Here is an 18,156-nt window from a genome sequence, read left to right on the forward strand (position 1 = left end):
CAGGGTTGAGCCACTCAGCCCTGAAGAAAGCGCTGGGCCAGGTCCAGTTGGGAATTGGCCAGCTGGTGCAACTCCTCACCAATCTGGGTGCTGCGCCGGGACTGATCGCTGCTGGTTTGCGCCAGGGTGACGATCCGGGAAATCTGCCCGTTGATCTCTTGGGCGACTTGCCCTTGCTGTTCGATGGCCGAGGCCATCTGCAAGCTCATGCCGGAGATCTGCCCGACTTCATCACAGATGCGCCGCAACGCCGTTTGCACCTGCTGCACATCCTTGCGGGACTCCCGTGCGGCCGACTCGCCGCGTTGCGCGGTGGCCAGCGCCTGGACACTGCCGTCACGCAACTGTTCGATGGACCGCTGGATCTGCTCCGTGGACTCGCGGGTCCGCGTGGCGAGGCTGCGCACCTCGTCGGCCACCACGGCGAAACCGCGCCCGCTCTCTCCGGCGCGGGCCGCCTCGATGGCGGCGTTCAGCGCCAGCAGATTGGTCTGTTCGGCGATGCTGCGAATCACATGGGCGACCCCGCTGATGGACTCGATGGACTCGGCCAGGCGGCTGACCGCCTGGCCGATTTCTTCGACCGACGTGCACAGGCCGGTCATCGACAGCTGGCTCTGATCGGAAGTCCGGTCGCCCTCGTGGGCCAGACGATCCACGGCCTGGGTGGCGTGGGCCGTCTGTTGCAGATTGCGCGACAGCTCCTGGATCGTGGCGCTCATCTGATGGATCGCAGCGGCCGACTGCTCGGCTGCTTCGAGTTGCCGTTGCAGGTCGCCCGATTGGGCCTGAACCAGCATCGACGATTCTTCGGCCCGTTTGCGCACGGTCTCGCCATTGATCCGGATCCGCGCCATGACCGTGCGCATCCGGGTGTTCTGGCTGTTGAGGGCCATGTCGAAGCGGCCGGCGACGCAGGAGGTGTCACCCTGCAGCGATGCCAGCAAGGCATCGCTGTAGACCTGTTCATGGCGGGCCATGATCCGGCGCGCGTCGGCGCGCTGCTTGGTCCGCCACTGCCAGGCCGACGCGAATACGCCGCTGAGCACCATCAGCCCCGGCACCAGATCGATCTGTTCGACGATCATGGCGCCCGTGACCAGCAGTCCCAGCAGCCACGCGATGCCCTGGCTGCCGGCGTGCTCTTGCAGGCGCTGGGCAAACGTCAGTGGGCCGTGGCCGTGGTTCAGGCGGCGATAGAGTTTTTCCGCCCGCAGGCTTTGGACTCTGTCCAGAGGGTGATAGGCCGTGCCCAGGGCGTTCAACTGACCGCCCTCGAACAACGGCACCACATACAGGTTGCACCAGAAGGTCATTCCCTGTTTATCGCGGCCCATCAAGGGGGCCGTCCACGGCACGCCGCTGCGCAGGGTTTGCCACATGCGCTCGATGACCCGCTTGGGCATCAGCGGGTGGTTGATCAGCTCATGCGGCTGGTTCAGCAACTCCTCCCTGGCATAACCGCAGAGCGCCAGATAGGCCTCATTGCAGGCGAGCACATGGCCCTGGACATCCAGACGCGAGATCGGGACTTCTTCCAGCGCCGAGGAGGCGACCGGGTGTGCGAGTACTACTGACTTACTCATTACACGCTCCCGCGATTACCAGCGTTGGCCGCGTTCGGCGTGCATTTTGCGAACCATGGCGTCGAAGAATTTCACGGCGAAACCGCTGTCGCGGATGAGCATGGCGGTGAGCTCGGCGCACTTGTGGCTGATGTCCTCCGGCAGCGGATTGTCTTCGCCGCCCAGGGCGCCGGCCTGGCACTGGATTTCGGCGGCGCGTTGCACCGTCCACAACAGGAAGAATGCCTTGGCGATGCTGCTTTCGCCGACGGCAATGCCGTGGTTGCGCAGCACCAGGATGTGCTTGTCGCCGAGGCTGTCGATCATCCGGGCTTTCTCGTCATCGAACAGCGTGATGCCTTCGAAGGTGTGGTAACCGATCCGCCCGTAGAGTTGCGCGCCGTAGAAGTCGTTATGGCTGAAACCGGCCTTTTTCATGACGACGGCCGAGATCGGCGTGGTGTGAGTGTGGATCACGCACTGGATGTCCGGGCGCGCACCGTGAACCGCGCTGTGCAGGGCGAAACCGGCGGGGTTGCCGTCATAGGCCGAGTCTTCGAGCTTCTTGCCGTGCAGGTCGACCTTGAGCAGGTTGGCCGGGGTCACCTCGGTGTAGTTCAGGCCGAACGGGTTCACCAGATAATGGTGTGTCGGGCCGGGCAGACGTGCGGAAATATGGTTGAAGATGGTCTCGGTCCAGCCGAAGAAGTCCACCAGGTGGTAGCAATGGGCAAGCTGCACGCGCAGCGCCCATTCTTCGTCGCTGTACTGTTCGGGTTTTTCCAGAAGGCTGTGGTTCATGTCGGAGTCCTTATCGTAGGGGGGCAGTGACAGGCCTGTTCGCCGCGAAAGCGCGCCAGGGCAATGAGGTGTCGCGTGACGGGCATTGGAATCGCCATGTAATCGGCCAGCTCCAGTACCGCGTCACCGATGGCGGCCAGCTCCAGCGGACGGCCTTTTTCATAGTCCTGCAGCATCGAGGTGCGCACGGCGCCCATGCCGGCGCCGAGTTCGAGAAAAGTCTGCGGATCGATGCTTACGCGGGCGCCATGGGCAGCGGCGGTGAGCAGGGTTTCGTGCAGGCAGGTGCTGACCAGGTCCCGCAGTTCCGGCAGGCTGTAAAGCTGCTCAAGGGTGGCACCGGTAATTACCGAGAGCGGGTTGGAGGTGATATTGGCGATGATCTTGGTCCACAGGTTGTCGCGGATGCGTTCGGTGGCCCGCGCCTCGATCCCGGCGCTTTCGATCAGCGCGCGCACGCGCTCCAGGCGCGGGCTGAGGCTGTTGTCGGGTTCGCCGAAAATCATCAGGTGCGGGTTGCGCGATTCGACCACGGCGTTGGCCGGGCAATGGGCGGTAATGAACACCACGCAGCCGAGCACATGGCGCAGGTCCAGGGCCTGGCTGAGGATTGACTGAGGATCGACCGCGTTCACCCGTTGCCCGTCGTAGCGTCCGCCTTCGCCGTGGAAATACCACCACGGCACGCCGTTGACCACCGGGATCACCACCGTCCCGGCACCGATCATGGGTTGGATCTGCGGCAGCAGGCTGGCCAGGGCCGGAGCCTTGGTGCAGAGAAAGATCAGGTCCTGTTCGCCCAGGCTGGCGGCGTCGTCGCTGGCGTCGACCCGCACATGGTGGTTGCCGTCCAGGTCGGACAGGTGAATGCCGTCGCGACGGAGGGTGGCCAGGGTTTCACCCCGGGCCAGTACCTTCACCGTCTGACCGCTGGCGGCCAGACGTGCTGCCAGGGTGCAGCCGATGGCACCGGCACCGGCGATGCAGATGCGCAAGGCGCAAGCGTTCATGGTGACTCCGGAATATTCACAATGGCCCGCAAAAGGCCGGGTTCGACGCCTGCCTGCCGCCGTCTTGAGCAACGGCAGCGGGGCAGGGCGGGTATCAGGTGGCGAGCATTTCCTGGTGCTTGCTGGCCAGGCCCAGATAGGCTTCGATCACGCGCGGATCGTCGGCCAGTTGCCGGGCGGGGCCCTGCATGGCGATCTGGCCGGTTTCCAGGACATAGGCGTAATCGGCGACCCGCAGGGCGGCGCGGGCGTTCTGCTCCACCAGCAGGATCGACACCCCTTGTTCGCGCAGGTTGGTGATGATCCGGAAAATCTCCCGGGTAATCAGCGGCGCCAGGCCCAGGCTCGGTTCGTCGAGCATCAGCAGCTTGGGCTTGGCCATCAGCGCCCGGCCCACGGCGAGCATCTGCCGTTCGCCGCCGGACAAGGTCGCCGCCAGTTGCTCGCGGCGCTCCCACAGGCGCGGGAACAATGCGTAGACTTCGCCCAGGGTCTCGCTGTAGCGACGGTCGCCCCGGCGATGGCGTTGAAAGGCGCCGAGCAGCAGGTTGTCGGCCACGCTCATGCTGGCGAACAGCTCGCGTTTTTCCGGCACCAGGCCCAGGCCTCGCGAGACCATCACTTCCACTTCCGGCAGGCTTTCCAGGCTACCGTCGAAGTTCACCTGGCCCCGGGAACCGAGCACGCCCATGATCGCCGAGAGCAAGGTAGTCTTGCCGGCGCCGTTGGGGCCGATCACGGTCACGATCTGGCCCTTGCCGACCGTCAGGCTGGCATTGCTCAAGGCCTCGACCTTGCCGTAGGCCACGCTGAGGTCCTTGATCTCCAGTACGGCATCGCTGACCTGGTTGCGCGGCGCGGGTTGCGGCTCTACGTGCATGTTCATCATTCGACTCCTCCCAGGTAGGCTTCCAGTACCGCAGGGTCCTTCTGCACGTCTTCGGGCAGGCCCTGGGCGATACGCTGGCCGAATTCCATCACCACCACGCGGTCCACCAGGCCCATGACGAAGTCCATGTCGTGCTCGACCAGCAGAATCGCCATGCCTTCGCTGCGCAGACGGCTGAGCAGGATGCCCAGGGCTTCTTTTTCCTTCAGGCGCAGACCGGCCGCGGGCTCGTCGAGCAGCAGGAGGCATGGGTCGGCGCACAGGGCCCGGGCGATTTCCAGAATCCGCTGCTGGCCGAGGGCGAGGCTGCCGGCTTCTTCGTACAGGTAGTCGCCGAGGCCCACGCGTTCCAGCTGACGCCGGGCTTCACCCAGCAGCTCAGCCTCTTCGCGGCGATCCAGGTGCAAGGCGGCCGACAGCACGCCCTGCTGGCCACGCAAATGCGCGCCAATGGCGACGTTCTCCAGCACGCTCATGTTCCCCAGCAATTTCACATGCTGGAAGGTCCGGCACATGCCCATGCGCGCCACTTGCCGCGAGCTCAGGCCGTTGATCTTCTGGCCCATGAACAGTACGTCGCCGGAGGTCGGTGTATCGACCCCGGACAGCTGGTTGAACATGGTGCTCTTGCCGGCGCCGTTGGGGCCGATCAGTGCGAGGATTTCACCGGAGCGGATTTCCAGGCTCATGTCGTTGTTGGCCACCAGGCCGCCGAAGCGCTTGGTCACGTGGCGGGCTTCGAGGATCAGCTCGCCGTGTTTCGGCAATTGCCGACGGGGCAGGGGCTCGGCGCTGGCGTCGACGTTCTGCACCTTGGCGCGCACCCTGAAGCGGGTCGGCACCAGGCGGGTCAGCAGCGGCCACAGACCGTCAGGGGCACGCTGCATCAGCACGACGATCAGGATGCCGAACACAATGATTTCGTAGTTGCCGGTGTTACCCAGCAGGTGCGGCAACCAGTCCTGCAACCACTGTTTGAGCAGGGTCAGGATACCGGCCCCGAGCAGGGCGCCCCAGACGCTGCCCACGCCGCCGATCAAGGCCATGAACAGGTAGTCGATGCCCATGTTCAAACCGAACGGGGTAGGGTTGACGAAGCGTTGGGTGTGAGCGTAGAGCCAGCCGGAAATCGCCGCGAAGACGGCCGAGATGACGAAGATCACCATCTTCGAACGGAAGGTGTTGACCCCCATTGACTCGGCCATCACCTGACCGCCTTTGAGCGCGCGGATGGCCCGGCCTTCGCGTGAGTTCAGCAGGTTCTGGGTGATGACGATGGCCACCAGCAAGACGGCCCAGATCAGGTAGAAGATCTTCTCGCCTTTATCCAGCGTCAGGCCGAACAGCGAAATCGACGGCAAGCCGCTGACGCCGGTGTGGCCGCCCAGGGATTCCAGGGTGCCGAACAGGTAGTACAGCGAAAGTCCCCAGGCAATCGTGCCCAGCGGCAGGTAATGACCGGACAGCTTGAGCGTCAGCGCGCCAAGAATCAGCGCCACCGAAGCGGTCAGCACGACGCCCACCAGCAGCGTCAGCCAGGGCGAAGTCCCGGCCCAGGCAAGCCAGGCCGGCAATTGTTCGGTGGTGGTCAGGTAGGCCGAGGTATAGGCGCCCAGCCCGACGAACGCGGCCTGACCGAAACTGGTCATGCCGCCAACGCCGGTGAGCAGGACCAGCCCCAGTACCACCAGGGTGTACATGCCGATGTAGTTGAGCAGGGTGACGTAGTACGGCGGCAATAGCAGCGGCGCGACGCCCACCACCAGCAGCAGGGCAAGCAACAGGTAGCGCGGATTCATTCTTCTTCCTCCACATGACGGCTGGTGAACGAACGCCAAAGCAGGAACGGAATAATCAGCGTGAACACGATGATTTCTTTATAGGTGCTGGCCCAGAACATCGAGAACGCCTCGATCAGGCCCACCGCCAGCGCACCGAGGGCGGCGGCCGGGTAACTGACCAGCCCGCCAATGATCGCGCCGACGAAGCCCTTGAGGCTGATGATGAAGCCGGAATCGAAATACAGTGTGGTGATCGGCGCGATCAGGATCCCCGACAGGGTGCCGATCAGGGCCGCCAGCATAAAGGTCGACTTGCCCGCCAGGGTCGGCGAGATGCCCATCAGCCGGGCGCCCATGCGGTTGACCGCCGTGGCGCGCAAGGCCTTGCCGTAGAGCGTGCGTTCGAAGAGCAGATACAGCCCGACGATCAGCCCCAGGGACACGGCCAGTACCCAGAGCGTCTGGCTGTTGAACGTCACCGGGCCCAATTCCAGGCCCGCTTCGGAGAACGGCCGGGTCCGGGCGCCTTCAGGGCCAAACAGCAGCAGGGCGATGCCGACCATGCTGACGTGTACGGCGATCGACACAATCAGCAGCACCAGGGAGCTGGCCGAGGCGATCGGCTGGAACACCAGGCGATAGATCTGCGGCCCCAGCGGAACCACCAGCGCCAGCGTCAGCAGCGCCTGGATCGCCATCGGCAATTGGGCCAGCGGCAGGGTGTTGATCAGCACCGCCATCAGCCCGGCATAGCCAAGCTTGAAGAGTATGCGTTTGGGAAAACGAAAGACCTGGCTCGAACGCGTCGCGCCCCACAGGTCGAGTGCGCAATCGATCAGCGTCAGGCCGAGCAGCAGCCAGACCAGGGCGCTCGGATGACCGCTCTGCAAGGTGGCCATGGTCAAGGCGCCGTAGGTAACGAATTCACCCTGGGGGATCAGCAGGATCCGCGTCACGGTGAACACCAGGAGGATCGACAGGGCCAGCAGCGCGTAGATCGCGCCGTTGGTCATACCGTCCTGGCCCAGCAGCATGGCTATCTGGAAATTCATAATGAGAGCTCTTTTCTACAGATTGAATATCAAGCGTGCCTGCCGGCGCGGATCGAATCGTCGGCGGGCAGGCAGGGCAAGCAATGGGCTGCGCGCCCGGGGTGTCGATCAGTTGTCGTGCAACAGCGTCCAGTTGCCGTTCTTCACCTGGATCAACTCGCGACCGCGCTCGTCGAAACCGCTGTGGTCTTGCGGCGTCATGTTGTAAACACCCTGGGTGCCGGCCAGCTCTTGGCTTTGCTCCAGTGCGTCACGCAGGGCCGCACGGAACTCAGGGGTGCCTGGGGCGGCTTTCCTGGCAGCGATCGGGATCGCTTGCTGCAACAGCAGGCCGGCGTCGAAGGTGTTGCCGCCGAAGGTCGCCGGTTTGCTGCCGTTGAGCTTCTCGTAGGCTGCGGTGTAGTCGCTGGCGATCTTCTTCGAAGGGTGGCTGTCCGGGATTTCATCGAGCACCAGCATCAGGCTGGCGGCCAGGACGGTGCCCTCGACTTTCTTGCCGCCGAGCTTGAGGAAGTCTTGCAGTGCCGCGCCATGGGTCTGGTAGATCTGGCCGCGATAGCCCTGGTCGAACAGCGTGGTCTGCGGCATCACCGCCGAACTGCCTGGCGCCGCGACCAGTACCGCGTCGGGGCGGGTCGAGAGAATCTTCAGGCTCTGCCCGGTCACCGAGGTGTCCTGGCGCTGAAAGCGTTCGGTGGCCACGACCTTGATGTTCTGTGCTGCTGCCAGACCGGCCATGACCTTGGCCCAGTTCTCGCCGTAGGGGTCGCTTGTGCCGATAAAGGCAAGTGTCTTGACGCCTTTTTTGGCCATGTGCTCGAACAGCGCCTTGGCGATCAAGTCATCGTTCTGGGTGGTCTTGAATACCCATTTCTTCTGCTCGGTCATCGGCAGCACCACGGCTGCGGTACCTACCGGTGCCAGCAACGGCACGCCGGCCTCGGCGGCGAACTGGATCACGCCCATGGCGTTGGGCGAACCGCTTGGGCCGATGATGGCGTCGACATTTTCTTCGTCGATCAGCTTTTTCAGCGCCTTCACAGTGGCGGTCGGGTCGCTCGCATCATCCAGGGAAATGTACTTCACCGCCTGGTCGCCGGCCTGGGCCGGCAGCAAGGGTATGGTGTTTTTCTGTGGCAGTCCGACCAAGGCGATGGGACCGGTGGAGGAGGTGATGACACCGATTTTCACTTCAGCCTGCGCGGCGGCGGCGCAGGCGGCACTCAACAACAACGTGGACACGGCTTTTCTGAAAAGCATGATTTTCTCCGAAGAGTTGCAAGGCGCTGCAAAGGCTGGCGGCCAGCCGCCCCGACCACGATGTGATGCGAGTGCGGCCCAAGGTACGGCCTGTTTTTTATTGAACTGCTGCGACATCCCTGGCGTGTTACCGAGAGCCGTGGGTGCCGATCGACCATGAGCTATCGGTCAAGAGCGAGTAGGGCAAAAGCAGATTGCATGCCAGAAAATTTTCTGGCCGGTAGCAGATGGCTGTTACCGCCGGGCTAAAGGGCAGGGTGTGCAAGGTGATCCGGCCAAGGTGTTCCGGTGGTTTGCCGGGGGTGATTTTGAGTGCGCTAAAAACCCCCATCACGCCATGGCGAACAAGGCCTTGATCTGGATCAAGGAAGCGCAAAAATCGCAAAAATCCTGATAAAAACAACCTAAAAAAACGCGTTTTTTTAGGTGATATTTCCGCCATATTTTCTCGTTTTTTTTATTTGTAAATTCATTGTCTACCGCAAATTCCCAGCGGTATTTTTTTACCTGTTTTATTGATAGTGATTATTAGTTACTTATTAACACATTGATATATAAGGAAAAAATACGATTATTCGAATTTTGATCAGTTATTTTGCGGTGTTACCAAAGTGCACGATCTTGGTGCTGAAAGTGAAAAATCGCACCAAAATACACACTCGTTTATTTGTGAAAATTCAATTGACAATTCACGTAAATATTACGATTTTAGATTTAAGCGTTCACCCCGGCCTTCGTGCCGAGAGCAACCGTTCTGGTGAGCCATAACAAACAGGTAAAAGGTATGTCGATCGTCGTCGAGGATTTAGCGTTAGGTGGGAGCGGTCGTTCGGTGATGGTGAAAGACACCATCGATATCGCCGGCTACCCGACCCGCGCTTCGAGTTATGCGCTGGCCGATGCGCCAGCTGCCGTTGAGCATGCGCAGGTGGTCCAGGCTCTGCTGGATGCGGGTTGCCAGATCACCGGCAAGACCAGCCTTCATGAATTGGCATTCGGCACTACCGGCCTTAATGCCTGGGTCGGCACTGCTCCTAACCCGCGTTATCCCGGACATATTCCTGGAGGCTCTTCGAGCGGTTCGGCGGCGGCGGTGGCGGCGCAGCTTTGCGACTTTGCCCTGGGCACCGATACCGGTGGCTCGGTGCGGATTCCCGCGACGTGCTGTGGGGTTTTCGGCCTCAAGCCGACTTTCGGCCGTGTCAGCCGCCAGGGCGTGATGCCGACGCGCAGCACCCTCGATTGCGTCGGCCCCCTGGCAATGGATATGGACCGACTGATCGAAGCGATGCATGCCATCGATCCGACGTTCAAGACCATGCCGGTGCCCGAGAATCTTTCTATTGGTGTCGTGGCGGTCCAGGCCCACGCAGAGATCCACGCAGCGGTGAATCAGGCCCTCGGTCGGTCGGGCTTCAACCTGGTCGAGCAATCGCTGCCTGGGATGTCGGCGGCTTATGACGCCGCAATGGTGGTCATCAACGCCGAAACCTGGGCAGCTTGCGGTCATCTTCTTGAAACAGGTCGGGTGGGAAGGGATGTCGCCGAGCGCCTGCAAGCCGCCAGCCTGACCAGCGCCGACTCCCTCGCTGATGCCGAACGCATCCGCCAAGCGTTTACCGCCGAGGTGAATGCGGCACTGGCCCGCACCCCGATTCTCGCCCTGCCGACCATGCCCGACTACCCGTTGCTGGTCGCCGATGCCGTCGATACCCGCGCCGCCCTGGGCATGACTTCCCTGGTGCGCGCTTTCAATCTTTCCGGTCACCCGGCCTTGAGCATTCCTCTGGAAGGCGCTTCGGGACTTCCGGTTGGCCTTCAACTCATTGCCGCCCATGGCGCGGATGAACTGCTGTGTGCAGTCGCCCGCGAGCTGGTCCGGCGCCTGGAAGAATAATCATGCTTACTATGGAGAAACCCATGACTGCGCTAAGCGAGCTGAATCACCAGCGCTGTGTGCCGATCACGGCGAGTGAAGAGTTTCAGAAACTGCTGGTCGAGATCCGTGCGCGTGCCCGGGCTGAAGAATTCGACCAGCAAAAATTCATCTCTCAGGACGTCATCGAGCAGTTTCGCAAGCTTGGCGTTTATCGAGCCCTGGTGCCAAAGCGCTTCGGTGGCGACGAGCGTTCGCCGGCCGAGTTCTGCCAGATGGTCGAAGACATTTCCATCGCCGACGGTTCCGCCGGTTGGGTCGCCAGCTTCGGCATGAGCCCGGTTTACCTGTCGTCTCTGCCGCTGGAAACCATCAAGAAGATCTATGCCGATTCGCCCGACGTGGTATTCGCCGGCGGGATCTTCCCTCCGCAGCCCGCGGCCTTTGTCGAGGGCGGTCTGGAGGTCAATGGACGCTGGAAATTCTCCAGCGGCTGCATGGGGGCTTCGCTGATTGGTGTGGGCATCAGCCCGAAAAACGGCGAGATGCTCGGCCTGCCACGCCTGGCGGTCATGCCGCGGGAAAAAGTACGGATCGAGGAAACCTGGAACGTCGTCGGTCTGGTCGGCACCGGTAGCCATGACGTGGTGGTCGAAGGTGTGGTGGTGCCGGAAGAGTGGACCTTCGTGCGTGGCGGTCCGTCAAACCTGGACGAACCGCTCTTCCGTTATCCGTCGTTGTCCTTCGCCACTCAGGTGTTGTCGGTGGTCGCTCTGGGCGTTGCCCGCGCGGCACTCGATGAGTTGTGCGGCATGGCCAGTGGACGGATCTCCGTTACCGGTGCGCCGTCGTTGTCCGACCGGCCACTGGCCCAGGTCGAAATGGCCAAGGCCGAAGCCTCGCTACGCGCCGCGCGTTCCTGGTTCTACCAGGCCATCGACGATGCCTGGAGCAGCGTGCTCGCCGGCGATCCGGTGAATGTCGAACAGACCAACATGCTGCGGCTGTCCTCGACCCATGCCACTCGCGTGGCGGCCGAAGTGGCGCGCACCGCGCAAATGCTATCGGGCATGAGCGGGGTTTATCGCACCAGTCCGTTGTCGCGTTTCGTCAACGATACCCAAGTCATCACCCAGCACGCTTTCATGGGCGACATGACTTACCAGAACGCCGGCGCGATCTTCTTCGGCAACAAACCGCTGCCTGGCTACCTGTAATTTTTCCCTACTGATTGGTGAACCCCATGACCGATAAAAAAAACCTGCGAGTTCTGTTCTGCATTGGCATCAACCAGAACTTCTTCGATGCACCACGTCCCGAGGCCCTTGAAGTCTGGGCCGCGTTCGGCGCCATGTGGCACGGCATCGCCGACCTGCCGGGCGTCACCGTGCTGGGCAATATGGACGACGACCAAAGCATGGTCGGCCCATCCGCCGGTTGGCCCTGGACCACCTACCTGCTGGCCGATGTGCCGGACATCGAAACCGTCCATGCCGCGTGCAATCTGTTCCGCACCACCCCGGTTGGCGATGGCCCTTACAAACTCTGGAAGTACTGCAAGGTCGAGGCCCGTACCGGTCGCGAACTGATCATCCAACGCTGAGTCGAGAGAAGTCGCCATGTCACCGCAAGAGCATCTTCAAGCCCTGGAACAACGGCTCGAACAGCTGGAAAGCGAGAACGCCATCCGTGCCTGCATGAACCGCTACATGTTTCTGTGCGACGAGCTGGGCGTGGACTCCCCGCTCGACGAACTGGCCGGGCTGTTCGCCGTGGAGGCGGTCTGGGAAGGCAAGGGTGCCAAGTATCAGAACAGCTTCGGCGGCTACCGGGGGCGCGAGGCGATCAAAGCCATGTTCGCGACCTATATGGTGGAACCGGCGCACTTTTCGCTCAACGTGCATTTCCTCGCCTCGGAACTGATCCGGGTCAGGGGCGATGTCGCTGATGCCAGCTGGGTGATGTTGCAGACCTCGACCTTTGCCTCGGGTGCCTCGCACCTGAACAGCGCCCGACTGACAGTGCGCTTCGCCCAGGAACAGGGGCAGTGGTGCATGGCGCACTTCCAGACCGAGAACCTGTTCAGCCGTCCGGTGGGCAGCTGGAACAGCGACGCGCACCTGCCCGTCCCCGGTAAGCCCGGCCAGTCCTGCCAGTCCTGAAAGTAATGCCCAGAATTCTTAGAGTCGGCCAGCCACGCCGACGAGGAGTGATCGTGAGTAACCTGATAAACACCGTAACGCTGGAAGCCAACCCGGCCAACCCGGCCAACCCGGCCGACCTGGTCCTGCATGACCGCGTACACACGTCGCTGTACACCGACGGGAAGATCTTCGACCAGGAGCTGGACAAGATTTTCTACAGCACTTGGATCTGGGTGGCCCACGCCAGCGAGATTCCCGAGTCGGGCAGCTACAAGAGCACCTACGTCGGCAAGCAGCCGGTGATTGTCGTACGTGATCGCAAGAAAGACGTCCACGTGCTGCTTAACCGCTGCCGCCACCGTGGCGCGACGGTCTGCGAACACAAGAAGGGCAAGACCAACAGCTTCGTCTGCCCATACCACGGCTGGAGTTACGCCCTGGATGGCAGCCTGCGTGGCGTGCCGCACCCGGAAAGTTACGCCGACTGCCTGGACAAGAGCGAGCTGCCCCTGGTGAGCCTGCGTGTCGAGCAGTACAACGGCATGATCTTCGCCACCTTCAAGGATGATATCGAGCCGCTCGCCGATTACCTCGGCCCGGCGAAAAAGTGGATCGACCTGTTCATGAAGCAGGGCGCCGGTTACCCGGTCAAAGTGGGTGGCGAGCATCGCTTCCGCTTCCCCGGCAACTGGAAGATCCAGCTGGAAAACACCACCGATGCCTACCACTTTCCGCTGGTCCACAAGTCGTTCCTGTCTTCGGTGGATGAACAAACCCTGGCGCTGTTCGATTTCGTCGAAGGGCCGGGTTACGTCGAAGACCTGGGCAACGGCCACAGCGTGATGGTGATGATCCCCGACCTGATCGACCTGGAAGCCAACCTCGATCTGCCAATCCCGGCGCGTTTCGAGGAACTGGCCGAGCAGCTGCGCGCCGAAGGCCAGGACGAGCAATCGGTGCGGCGCATCGTGCGCGCGGTAGGCGGTTCGGGCTTCAACCTCAACCTGTTCCCGAACATCGCGTGTTCCATGGCGTTCTTCCGGGTGCTGCAACCGATCGCGGTGAACGAAACCGAGATCCATCACGCGGTGATCACCATGGATGGGGGCCCGGCCGTGGCCAACCGTTATCGCCTGCGCCTGCATGAACACTTCCAGGGCCCGATGGGTTTCGGCACCCCGGACGACTCCGAAGCCTGGGAACGCGTACAGCGCGGTGCCAGCGCCGGCACCGATCTGTGGATCATGCTTAATCGCGGCTTGCCGGGTGAAAGAGAGTCCGAAGACGGGCTGGTGAGCGATGTGAGCGCCGAGACCGGCATGCGCGCTGGCTACCAGCAGTGGAAAAAGATGATGTCGGCCTGAGTCGACGGAGAACACCATGATTAATCTGCAATTGCTCAACCAGGTCAGCGCTTTCATCTGGCAGGAAGCGGACATGCTCGACCACGGCGATTTCGTCGAATGGCTCGATCTGTGGGCCGAGACCGCGACCTACATCATCCCGATCGATCCGCTGGAAACCGATTTCGAGAACACCCTGAACTACGCCTACGACGATCATCACATGCGTCAGTTGCGCGTGACCCGGCTGACCAGCGGCGAGTCGATTTCGACCACCCCGCGTGCGCGCACCGTGCGCAGCCAGTCGCGCTTTCGCCTGTTGTCGGATGAAGACGGGATCATCACGGTGCGTTGCGCGCAGAACTTGCGCGAATTTCGCAAGGATGTGCTCAAGCAGTACACCGCCGATGTCACCTTCCAACTGGTGCGCAGCGGCGACAGCTTCAAGATCCAGCGCAAGCTGATTCAGTTGATCAACTCCACCGACACCCTCGCCGGTATCGGTTACATCCTCTGAGGACGTTGTCATGACACAGGTAGCATTGGTCACCGGCGCGGCCCAGGGGCTGGGCAAGAGCATCGCCGAACAACTGCTGGGCGCCGGTTACCGGGTGGTGATCAGCGACCGTTCGCTGGAATCGGCCCAGGCCACCGCGGCTGAACTCGATGCCAGTGGCGAGCGGGTTCTGGCGCTCAAGCTCGACGTGTCGAGCAAGGCCGACTTCGAGGACGCACTGGCCGCGGTACTGGCGCACTGGGGCGTGCTGCAGGTGCTGGTGAACAACGCCGCGATGACCATGACCACGCCGGTGATGCAGATCAGCCCGGAAGAGTTCGACCGGGTGGTGAGCATCAACCAGCGCGGCACCTTCGTCGGTTGCCAGGTGTTTGGCAGCTACCTGGCGGCCCAGGGTTACGGGCGGATCATCAACATGGCTTCCCTGGCGGGGCAGAACGGCGGCACCGCCACCGGTGCGCATTACGCCGCGTCCAAGGGCGCGATCATCACTCTGACCAAGATCTTCGCCAAGGAGCTGGCGGCGTCCGGTGTCACGGTCAATGCCATCGCCCCCGGGCCGATCGAGTCACCCGCGGTACGCGCCGCCGTGCCGCCCGATCGCCTGGAAAAACTGATCGAGGCGATCCCGGTCAAGCAACTGGGCAATGCCGCCTTTATCGGCAAGTTGATCGTGCAACTGGCCAGCGAAGACGCCTACTTCACCACCGGGGCGACCTGGGATGTGAATGGCGGGCTTTTCATGCGCTGAGCCTGCGCGGGTCAGCGCCAGGATTGAGCTTCACCTTTCAGTTTCACGTTTCAGAACAGCAGCGGGGGCCGCCCAGGTGTGCCCCCTTACAACGAAATCGGGATGATCCTGTATGAGCGATCAATTATTGAAAGTCGTCGTGCGCAAGCGCGAAGAGCAGGGCGAAGGTGTCGTCGTGCTGGATCTGAGCGATCCGTCGGGGCAGTCCTTGCCCGCCTTCGAAGCGGGCGCACACGTTGATATCCACCTCAAGACCGGGCTGGTTCGGCAGTATTCGCTGTGCGGCGACCCGGCCAACACCAGCGCCTATCGCCTCGGTGTGCTCAAGGACCCGGCCTCTCGGGGTGGTTCGGTGGCGGTACATGAACTGCTGCGCGAAGGTCGCGAAATCGAAATCAGCCTGCCGCGCAATCACTTCCCGCTGGCCAGCGATGCCCGCCGCTCGATCCTGATCGGCGGCGGTATCGGCATCACCCCGATGGTCGCCATGGCCTACGCGCTGAATGCCCGCGACAGCGATTTCGAACTGCACTATTGCGGCCGTTCCCGCAGCCGCAGTGCCTTTCTCGAAGAGCTGGGCGATGCCCCGTTCGCGTCCCGGCTGCGCACCCACTTCGACGATGAAGCGGCTGAACAGAAACTCGACCTGCCCCAGGTCCTGGGCACCCCGCAGGCGGGCGTGCATGTGTATGTCTGCGGACCGGCGGGTTTCATGGACTGGGTCATCGCCCAAGCCCTGGAACTGGGTTATGCCGACGATCATGTGCACCGCGAATACTTCCAGGTCGACGTCGACGCCTCGGGCGCAGGCTTCGAAGTGGTCGCCCAGCGCAGCGGCAAGACCGTGCAGGTCGCCGAGGGCCAGAGCATCGTCGATGCGCTGAGCGCCGTGGGGATCAAGATTGAAGTGTCTTGTGAGCAGGGCGTCTGCGGCACTTGCCTGTGCGACGTCATCGAAGGCGAACCGGATCACCGCGACGTCTACCTTACGGATGATGAAAAATCCGCCAATGACCAGATTCTTGTGTGTTGCTCCCGGGCAAAGTCAAAGAAGCTGGTGCTGGATATCTGATAGACCGGAGGCTAAGACCATGGTCGATACAACTGGATTTCGTAACTCAATGGCAATGCTCGGTGGCGCGGTTTCGGTGATCACCACCGATGGTCCTGCCGGCCGTTTCGGTTTCACCGCCTCGGCGGTGTGCAGCGTCACCGACCAGCCGCCGACGCTGTTGGTGTGCATGAATCGCTCGTCGTTTTCCAACGTGCATTTCAAGAGCAACGGCGTGCTGAGCGTGAACGTGCTGACTCCCGGTCACCGGGAAGTCTCGGGGGCGTTTTCCGACCGCAATCTCGATACCGAACAGCGTTTCTCCTGCGCGTCCTGGAGCACCCTGGAAAGTGGTGCACCTTTGCTCGATGAGGCGCTGGTGAGTTTCGACTGCCGTATTGCCCAAGCCCATGAAGTGGGGTCGCACACGATTTTCTATTGCGAAGTGCTGGGTATTCGCAATAGCGAAAGCCAGGAAGGCCTGGTGTATTTCAATCGGGCTTATCACCACTTGGGGGATGCCTCAAAAGCAACTTCCTGACGCTGTAGAAGCATTGGATTATCGAAAGTAATTTTCAAAGCATTAAGCATTTAATAATAACTATAAAACGAATTCGGTTGTTTTTCGAATGTTCGTATCGCGACTTTTTTTGCAGTAAGTGGTTATAAAAATAATACGGTTGATTAACTGCCAAAGTTTCACCTTTGCTGATTTGATCTGCCCCCACTCGCCGTGCCTGTGTGCATGTGTAAAGAAGGAAGGTTTCATGTTTCAGAAGAACTGGGTAAGCCGCGGAGTCACCGCTGCGGCCGTCATAGGGGTCTTCACACCGTTGATTGCGCGCGCTGATTTCATCAACGATCGCCAGGTCAGCCTGGGGATGCGCAACTTCTACATCGATCGTGATTTCAAACAGCATGACGCCCCCCAGTCGCGGATCGGCAGCTGGTCTCAAGGCTTTGATTTTCGCGCCATCTCGGGTTACACCGAAGGCACCTTGCAGTTTGGCCTGGACCTCTCGGCGCAGTACGCCTATCGCCTGGATGGCGGCGGTGGCCGTGGCCCGGACAGCATCATTCCCTATGACCACAGCAAAGGCGAACAAGTCCGTGACTATGGTCGAGCGGCGCTGACCGGCAAAGTTCGTTACAACAAGACCGAACTGAAAGTCGGTGAACTTCGCCCGACGTTGCCAGTGGCTTACATCGACGATTCACGGCAGCTGATTACCACCTACCACGGTGTCCAGGTCGAATCAAAGGAGGTGGATAATCTCACGCTGACGGGTGGCCGTTTTACCGAAATCAGTTCCCGGGAATCGTCCAATACCGAGAAGATGTATTTGTTCAACGGTCGCGATATCAAACACCGCAGTGACGGTTTGAATTTTGCCGGTGCAACGTATGCCTTTACCCCGAATCTGTCCGCTACTTACTTCTTCGGTCAGTTGGAAGATATCTATCAGCAACACTACCTCGGGTTGACCTATAACCATGACCTGGGTGCCGGTTACGGGCTGAAGACCGACCTTCGCTACTTCAACAACAATGAAGACGGCAAGGCGATGTACGGCGCTATCGATAACAAGTCCTACGGGGTCATGACCACCCTGAAAAAGGGTGCCCATGCCTTCGGTGTCGGCTACCAGCGCATGCTCGGAGACTCGATGTTCCCGACGCTCAACGGTTACGCGCCGCAACCTTACCTGGTGAACTGGTCCGCAGTGGCGTTCGTCAAGCCGAACGAAAGCTCCTGGCAGCTGCGTTATGACTACAACTTCGCGGGCCTGGGTTTGCCGGGTCTGAAACTGATGACCCGCTACCTGCGCGGCACCGGCATCGACCGTGGCAGCAATGCCCTGGACGAAAACGTCGAAAGCGAACGCAACATCACCCTGGGTTATGTGGTGCAAAGCGGTGCACTCAAGGACCTGGGCGTGGAATGGCGCCATATCGACGTCAAGACCCGCTATGGCAATGGCAGCGCCTCGGGTGCGGACTATCAGGAAAACCGTCTGATCACTACCTACACCTGGAAGTTCTGAAGTCCCCGGGAACCGTTGGTGGTTCCTGGTTCTGCCCGCGCATCCGGGCATAAACGGTTTCGAAACACGTG

The 18,156-nt window shown here is 61.4% G+C and carries 18 protein-coding genes; 10 read left to right on the top strand and 8 right to left on the bottom strand.

All coding sequences use genetic code 11. The features are described 5' to 3' along the window. Window positions 1-14: 14 nt before the first annotated feature. The 8 genes from F8N85_RS06275 to F8N85_RS06310 all read right to left on the bottom strand — a co-directional run bounded on the left by F8N85_RS06275 (window position 15) and on the right by F8N85_RS06310 (window position 8,800). Window positions 15-1,586, bottom strand: coding sequence for a methyl-accepting chemotaxis protein (locus F8N85_RS06275; protein ID WP_150802793.1), 1,572 nt, complete (start codon window positions 1,584-1,586; stop codon window positions 15-17). Between the two features lie 15 nt (window positions 1,587-1,601). Next, complete coding sequence (locus F8N85_RS06280; RefSeq protein WP_150802794.1) at window positions 1,602-2,366, bottom strand: class II aldolase/adducin family protein; 765 nt, start codon at window positions 2,364-2,366, stop codon at window positions 1,602-1,604. Continuing rightward, window positions 2,363-3,376, bottom strand: coding sequence for a ketopantoate reductase family protein (locus F8N85_RS06285; RefSeq protein ID WP_150802795.1), 1,014 nt, complete (start codon window positions 3,374-3,376; stop codon window positions 2,363-2,365). The genes F8N85_RS06280 and F8N85_RS06285 overlap by 4 nt, the downstream gene beginning before the upstream one ends. Before the next feature lie 94 nt (window positions 3,377-3,470). Beyond that, entirely contained in the window at window positions 3,471-4,265 is a 795-nt protein-coding gene (locus F8N85_RS06290; protein ID WP_191636127.1) for an ABC transporter ATP-binding protein, read from the bottom strand. Then, on the bottom strand, window positions 4,262-6,064 hold the full coding sequence (locus tag F8N85_RS06295; RefSeq protein WP_150802797.1) for an ABC transporter permease subunit: 1,803 nt from the start codon (window positions 6,062-6,064) through the stop codon (window positions 4,262-4,264). Before F8N85_RS06295 ends, F8N85_RS06290 begins: the two co-directional genes overlap by 4 nt. Further along, the gene (locus F8N85_RS06300) at window positions 6,061-7,098 is read right to left on the bottom strand and encodes a branched-chain amino acid ABC transporter permease (protein ID WP_150802798.1); all 1,038 of its coding nucleotides are present in this window, start codon (window positions 7,096-7,098) and stop codon (window positions 6,061-6,063) included. Before F8N85_RS06300 ends, F8N85_RS06295 begins: the two co-directional genes overlap by 4 nt. 108 nt (window positions 7,099-7,206) lie before the next feature. Next, window positions 7,207-8,358, bottom strand: coding sequence for an ABC transporter substrate-binding protein (locus F8N85_RS06305; protein WP_150802799.1), 1,152 nt, complete (start codon window positions 8,356-8,358; stop codon window positions 7,207-7,209). A 127-nt stretch (window positions 8,359-8,485) separates the two neighbouring features. Then, a complete protein-coding gene (locus tag F8N85_RS06310) occupies window positions 8,486-8,800 on the bottom strand; it encodes a hypothetical protein (protein WP_150802800.1) in 315 nt (104 codons plus the stop codon). A 342-nt stretch (window positions 8,801-9,142) separates the two neighbouring features. Between F8N85_RS06310 and F8N85_RS06315 the strand changes: the two genes are divergently transcribed. The 10 genes from F8N85_RS06315 to F8N85_RS06360 all read left to right on the top strand — a co-directional run bounded on the left by F8N85_RS06315 (window position 9,143) and on the right by F8N85_RS06360 (window position 18,085). Next, complete coding sequence (locus F8N85_RS06315) at window positions 9,143-10,255, top strand: amidase (protein ID WP_150802801.1); 1,113 nt, start codon at window positions 9,143-9,145, stop codon at window positions 10,253-10,255. Window positions 10,256-10,278: 23 nt separating this feature from the next. After that, a complete protein-coding gene (locus tag F8N85_RS06320) occupies window positions 10,279-11,451 on the top strand; it encodes an acyl-CoA dehydrogenase family protein (RefSeq protein WP_150802802.1) in 1,173 nt (390 codons plus the stop codon). 26 nt (window positions 11,452-11,477) lie between these two features. After that, window positions 11,478-11,837, top strand: coding sequence for an IacB protein (locus F8N85_RS06325; protein WP_150802803.1), 360 nt, complete (start codon window positions 11,478-11,480; stop codon window positions 11,835-11,837). A gap of 16 nt (window positions 11,838-11,853) precedes the next feature. Continuing rightward, window positions 11,854-12,396, top strand: coding sequence for a nuclear transport factor 2 family protein (locus F8N85_RS06330; protein ID WP_150802804.1), 543 nt, complete (start codon window positions 11,854-11,856; stop codon window positions 12,394-12,396). A gap of 53 nt (window positions 12,397-12,449) precedes the next feature. Continuing rightward, the gene (locus tag F8N85_RS06335; protein ID WP_150802805.1) at window positions 12,450-13,742 is read left to right on the top strand and encodes an aromatic ring-hydroxylating oxygenase subunit alpha; all 1,293 of its coding nucleotides are present in this window, start codon (window positions 12,450-12,452) and stop codon (window positions 13,740-13,742) included. 19 nt (window positions 13,743-13,761) lie between these two features. Beyond that, entirely contained in the window at window positions 13,762-14,238 is a 477-nt protein-coding gene (locus F8N85_RS06340; protein WP_150802935.1) for an aromatic-ring-hydroxylating dioxygenase subunit beta, read from the top strand. Between the two features lie 10 nt (window positions 14,239-14,248). After that, a complete protein-coding gene (locus F8N85_RS06345) occupies window positions 14,249-14,989 on the top strand; it encodes an SDR family NAD(P)-dependent oxidoreductase (protein ID WP_150802806.1) in 741 nt (246 codons plus the stop codon). Between the two features lie 112 nt (window positions 14,990-15,101). Beyond that, window positions 15,102-16,061: a PDR/VanB family oxidoreductase gene (locus tag F8N85_RS06350; RefSeq protein ID WP_150802807.1), complete on the top strand. Its 960-nt coding sequence runs from the start codon at window positions 15,102-15,104 to the stop codon at window positions 16,059-16,061. Between the two features lie 19 nt (window positions 16,062-16,080). Then, window positions 16,081-16,581 (top strand): flavin reductase, encoded by a 501-nt coding sequence (locus F8N85_RS06355; RefSeq protein ID WP_150802808.1) that lies wholly within the window; start codon window positions 16,081-16,083, stop codon window positions 16,579-16,581. A gap of 226 nt (window positions 16,582-16,807) precedes the next feature. After that, window positions 16,808-18,085, top strand: coding sequence for an OprD family porin (locus F8N85_RS06360; RefSeq protein ID WP_150802809.1), 1,278 nt, complete (start codon window positions 16,808-16,810; stop codon window positions 18,083-18,085). The last annotated feature ends 71 nt before the right edge of the window (window positions 18,086-18,156 follow it).

The organism is Pseudomonas fluorescens (assembly GCF_902497875.1).
GTDB lineage: Bacteria > Pseudomonadota > Gammaproteobacteria > Pseudomonadales > Pseudomonadaceae > Aquipseudomonas > Aquipseudomonas fluorescens_BR.

What these genes read in the sequence shown, in the direction of transcription:
- F8N85_RS06345 (WP_150802806.1), top strand. Translation starts at nt 14,249, where the DNA reads ATGACACAGGTAGCATTGGTCACCGGCGCGGCCCAGGGGCTGGGCAAG.
- F8N85_RS06360 (WP_150802809.1), top strand. Translation starts at nt 16,808, where the DNA reads ATGTTTCAGAAGAACTGGGTAAGCCGCGGAGTCACCGCTGCGGCCGTC.
- F8N85_RS06305 (WP_150802799.1), bottom strand. Translation starts at nt 8,358, where the DNA reads ATGCTTTTCAGAAAAGCCGTGTCCACGTTGTTGTTGAGTGCCGCCTGC.
- F8N85_RS06290 (WP_191636127.1), bottom strand. Translation starts at nt 4,265, where the DNA reads ATGATGAACATGCACGTAGAGCCGCAACCCGCGCCGCGCAACCAGGTC.
- F8N85_RS06280 (WP_150802794.1), bottom strand. Translation starts at nt 2,366, where the DNA reads ATGAACCACAGCCTTCTGGAAAAACCCGAACAGTACAGCGACGAAGAA.
- F8N85_RS06285 (WP_150802795.1), bottom strand. Translation starts at nt 3,376, where the DNA reads ATGAACGCTTGCGCCTTGCGCATCTGCATCGCCGGTGCCGGTGCCATC.
- F8N85_RS06330 (WP_150802804.1), top strand. Translation starts at nt 11,854, where the DNA reads ATGTCACCGCAAGAGCATCTTCAAGCCCTGGAACAACGGCTCGAACAG.
- F8N85_RS06310 (WP_150802800.1), bottom strand. Translation starts at nt 8,800, where the DNA reads ATGGCGGAAATATCACCTAAAAAAACGCGTTTTTTTAGGTTGTTTTTA.
- F8N85_RS06300 (WP_150802798.1), bottom strand. Translation starts at nt 7,098, where the DNA reads ATGAATTTCCAGATAGCCATGCTGCTGGGCCAGGACGGTATGACCAAC.
- F8N85_RS06315 (WP_150802801.1), top strand. Translation starts at nt 9,143, where the DNA reads ATGTCGATCGTCGTCGAGGATTTAGCGTTAGGTGGGAGCGGTCGTTCG.
- F8N85_RS06320 (WP_150802802.1), top strand. Translation starts at nt 10,279, where the DNA reads ATGACTGCGCTAAGCGAGCTGAATCACCAGCGCTGTGTGCCGATCACG.
- F8N85_RS06350 (WP_150802807.1), top strand. Translation starts at nt 15,102, where the DNA reads ATGAGCGATCAATTATTGAAAGTCGTCGTGCGCAAGCGCGAAGAGCAG.
- F8N85_RS06275 (WP_150802793.1), bottom strand. Translation starts at nt 1,586, where the DNA reads ATGAGTAAGTCAGTAGTACTCGCACACCCGGTCGCCTCCTCGGCGCTG.
- F8N85_RS06295 (WP_150802797.1), bottom strand. Translation starts at nt 6,064, where the DNA reads ATGAATCCGCGCTACCTGTTGCTTGCCCTGCTGCTGGTGGTGGGCGTC.
- F8N85_RS06325 (WP_150802803.1), top strand. Translation starts at nt 11,478, where the DNA reads ATGACCGATAAAAAAAACCTGCGAGTTCTGTTCTGCATTGGCATCAAC.
- F8N85_RS06355 (WP_150802808.1), top strand. Translation starts at nt 16,081, where the DNA reads ATGGTCGATACAACTGGATTTCGTAACTCAATGGCAATGCTCGGTGGC.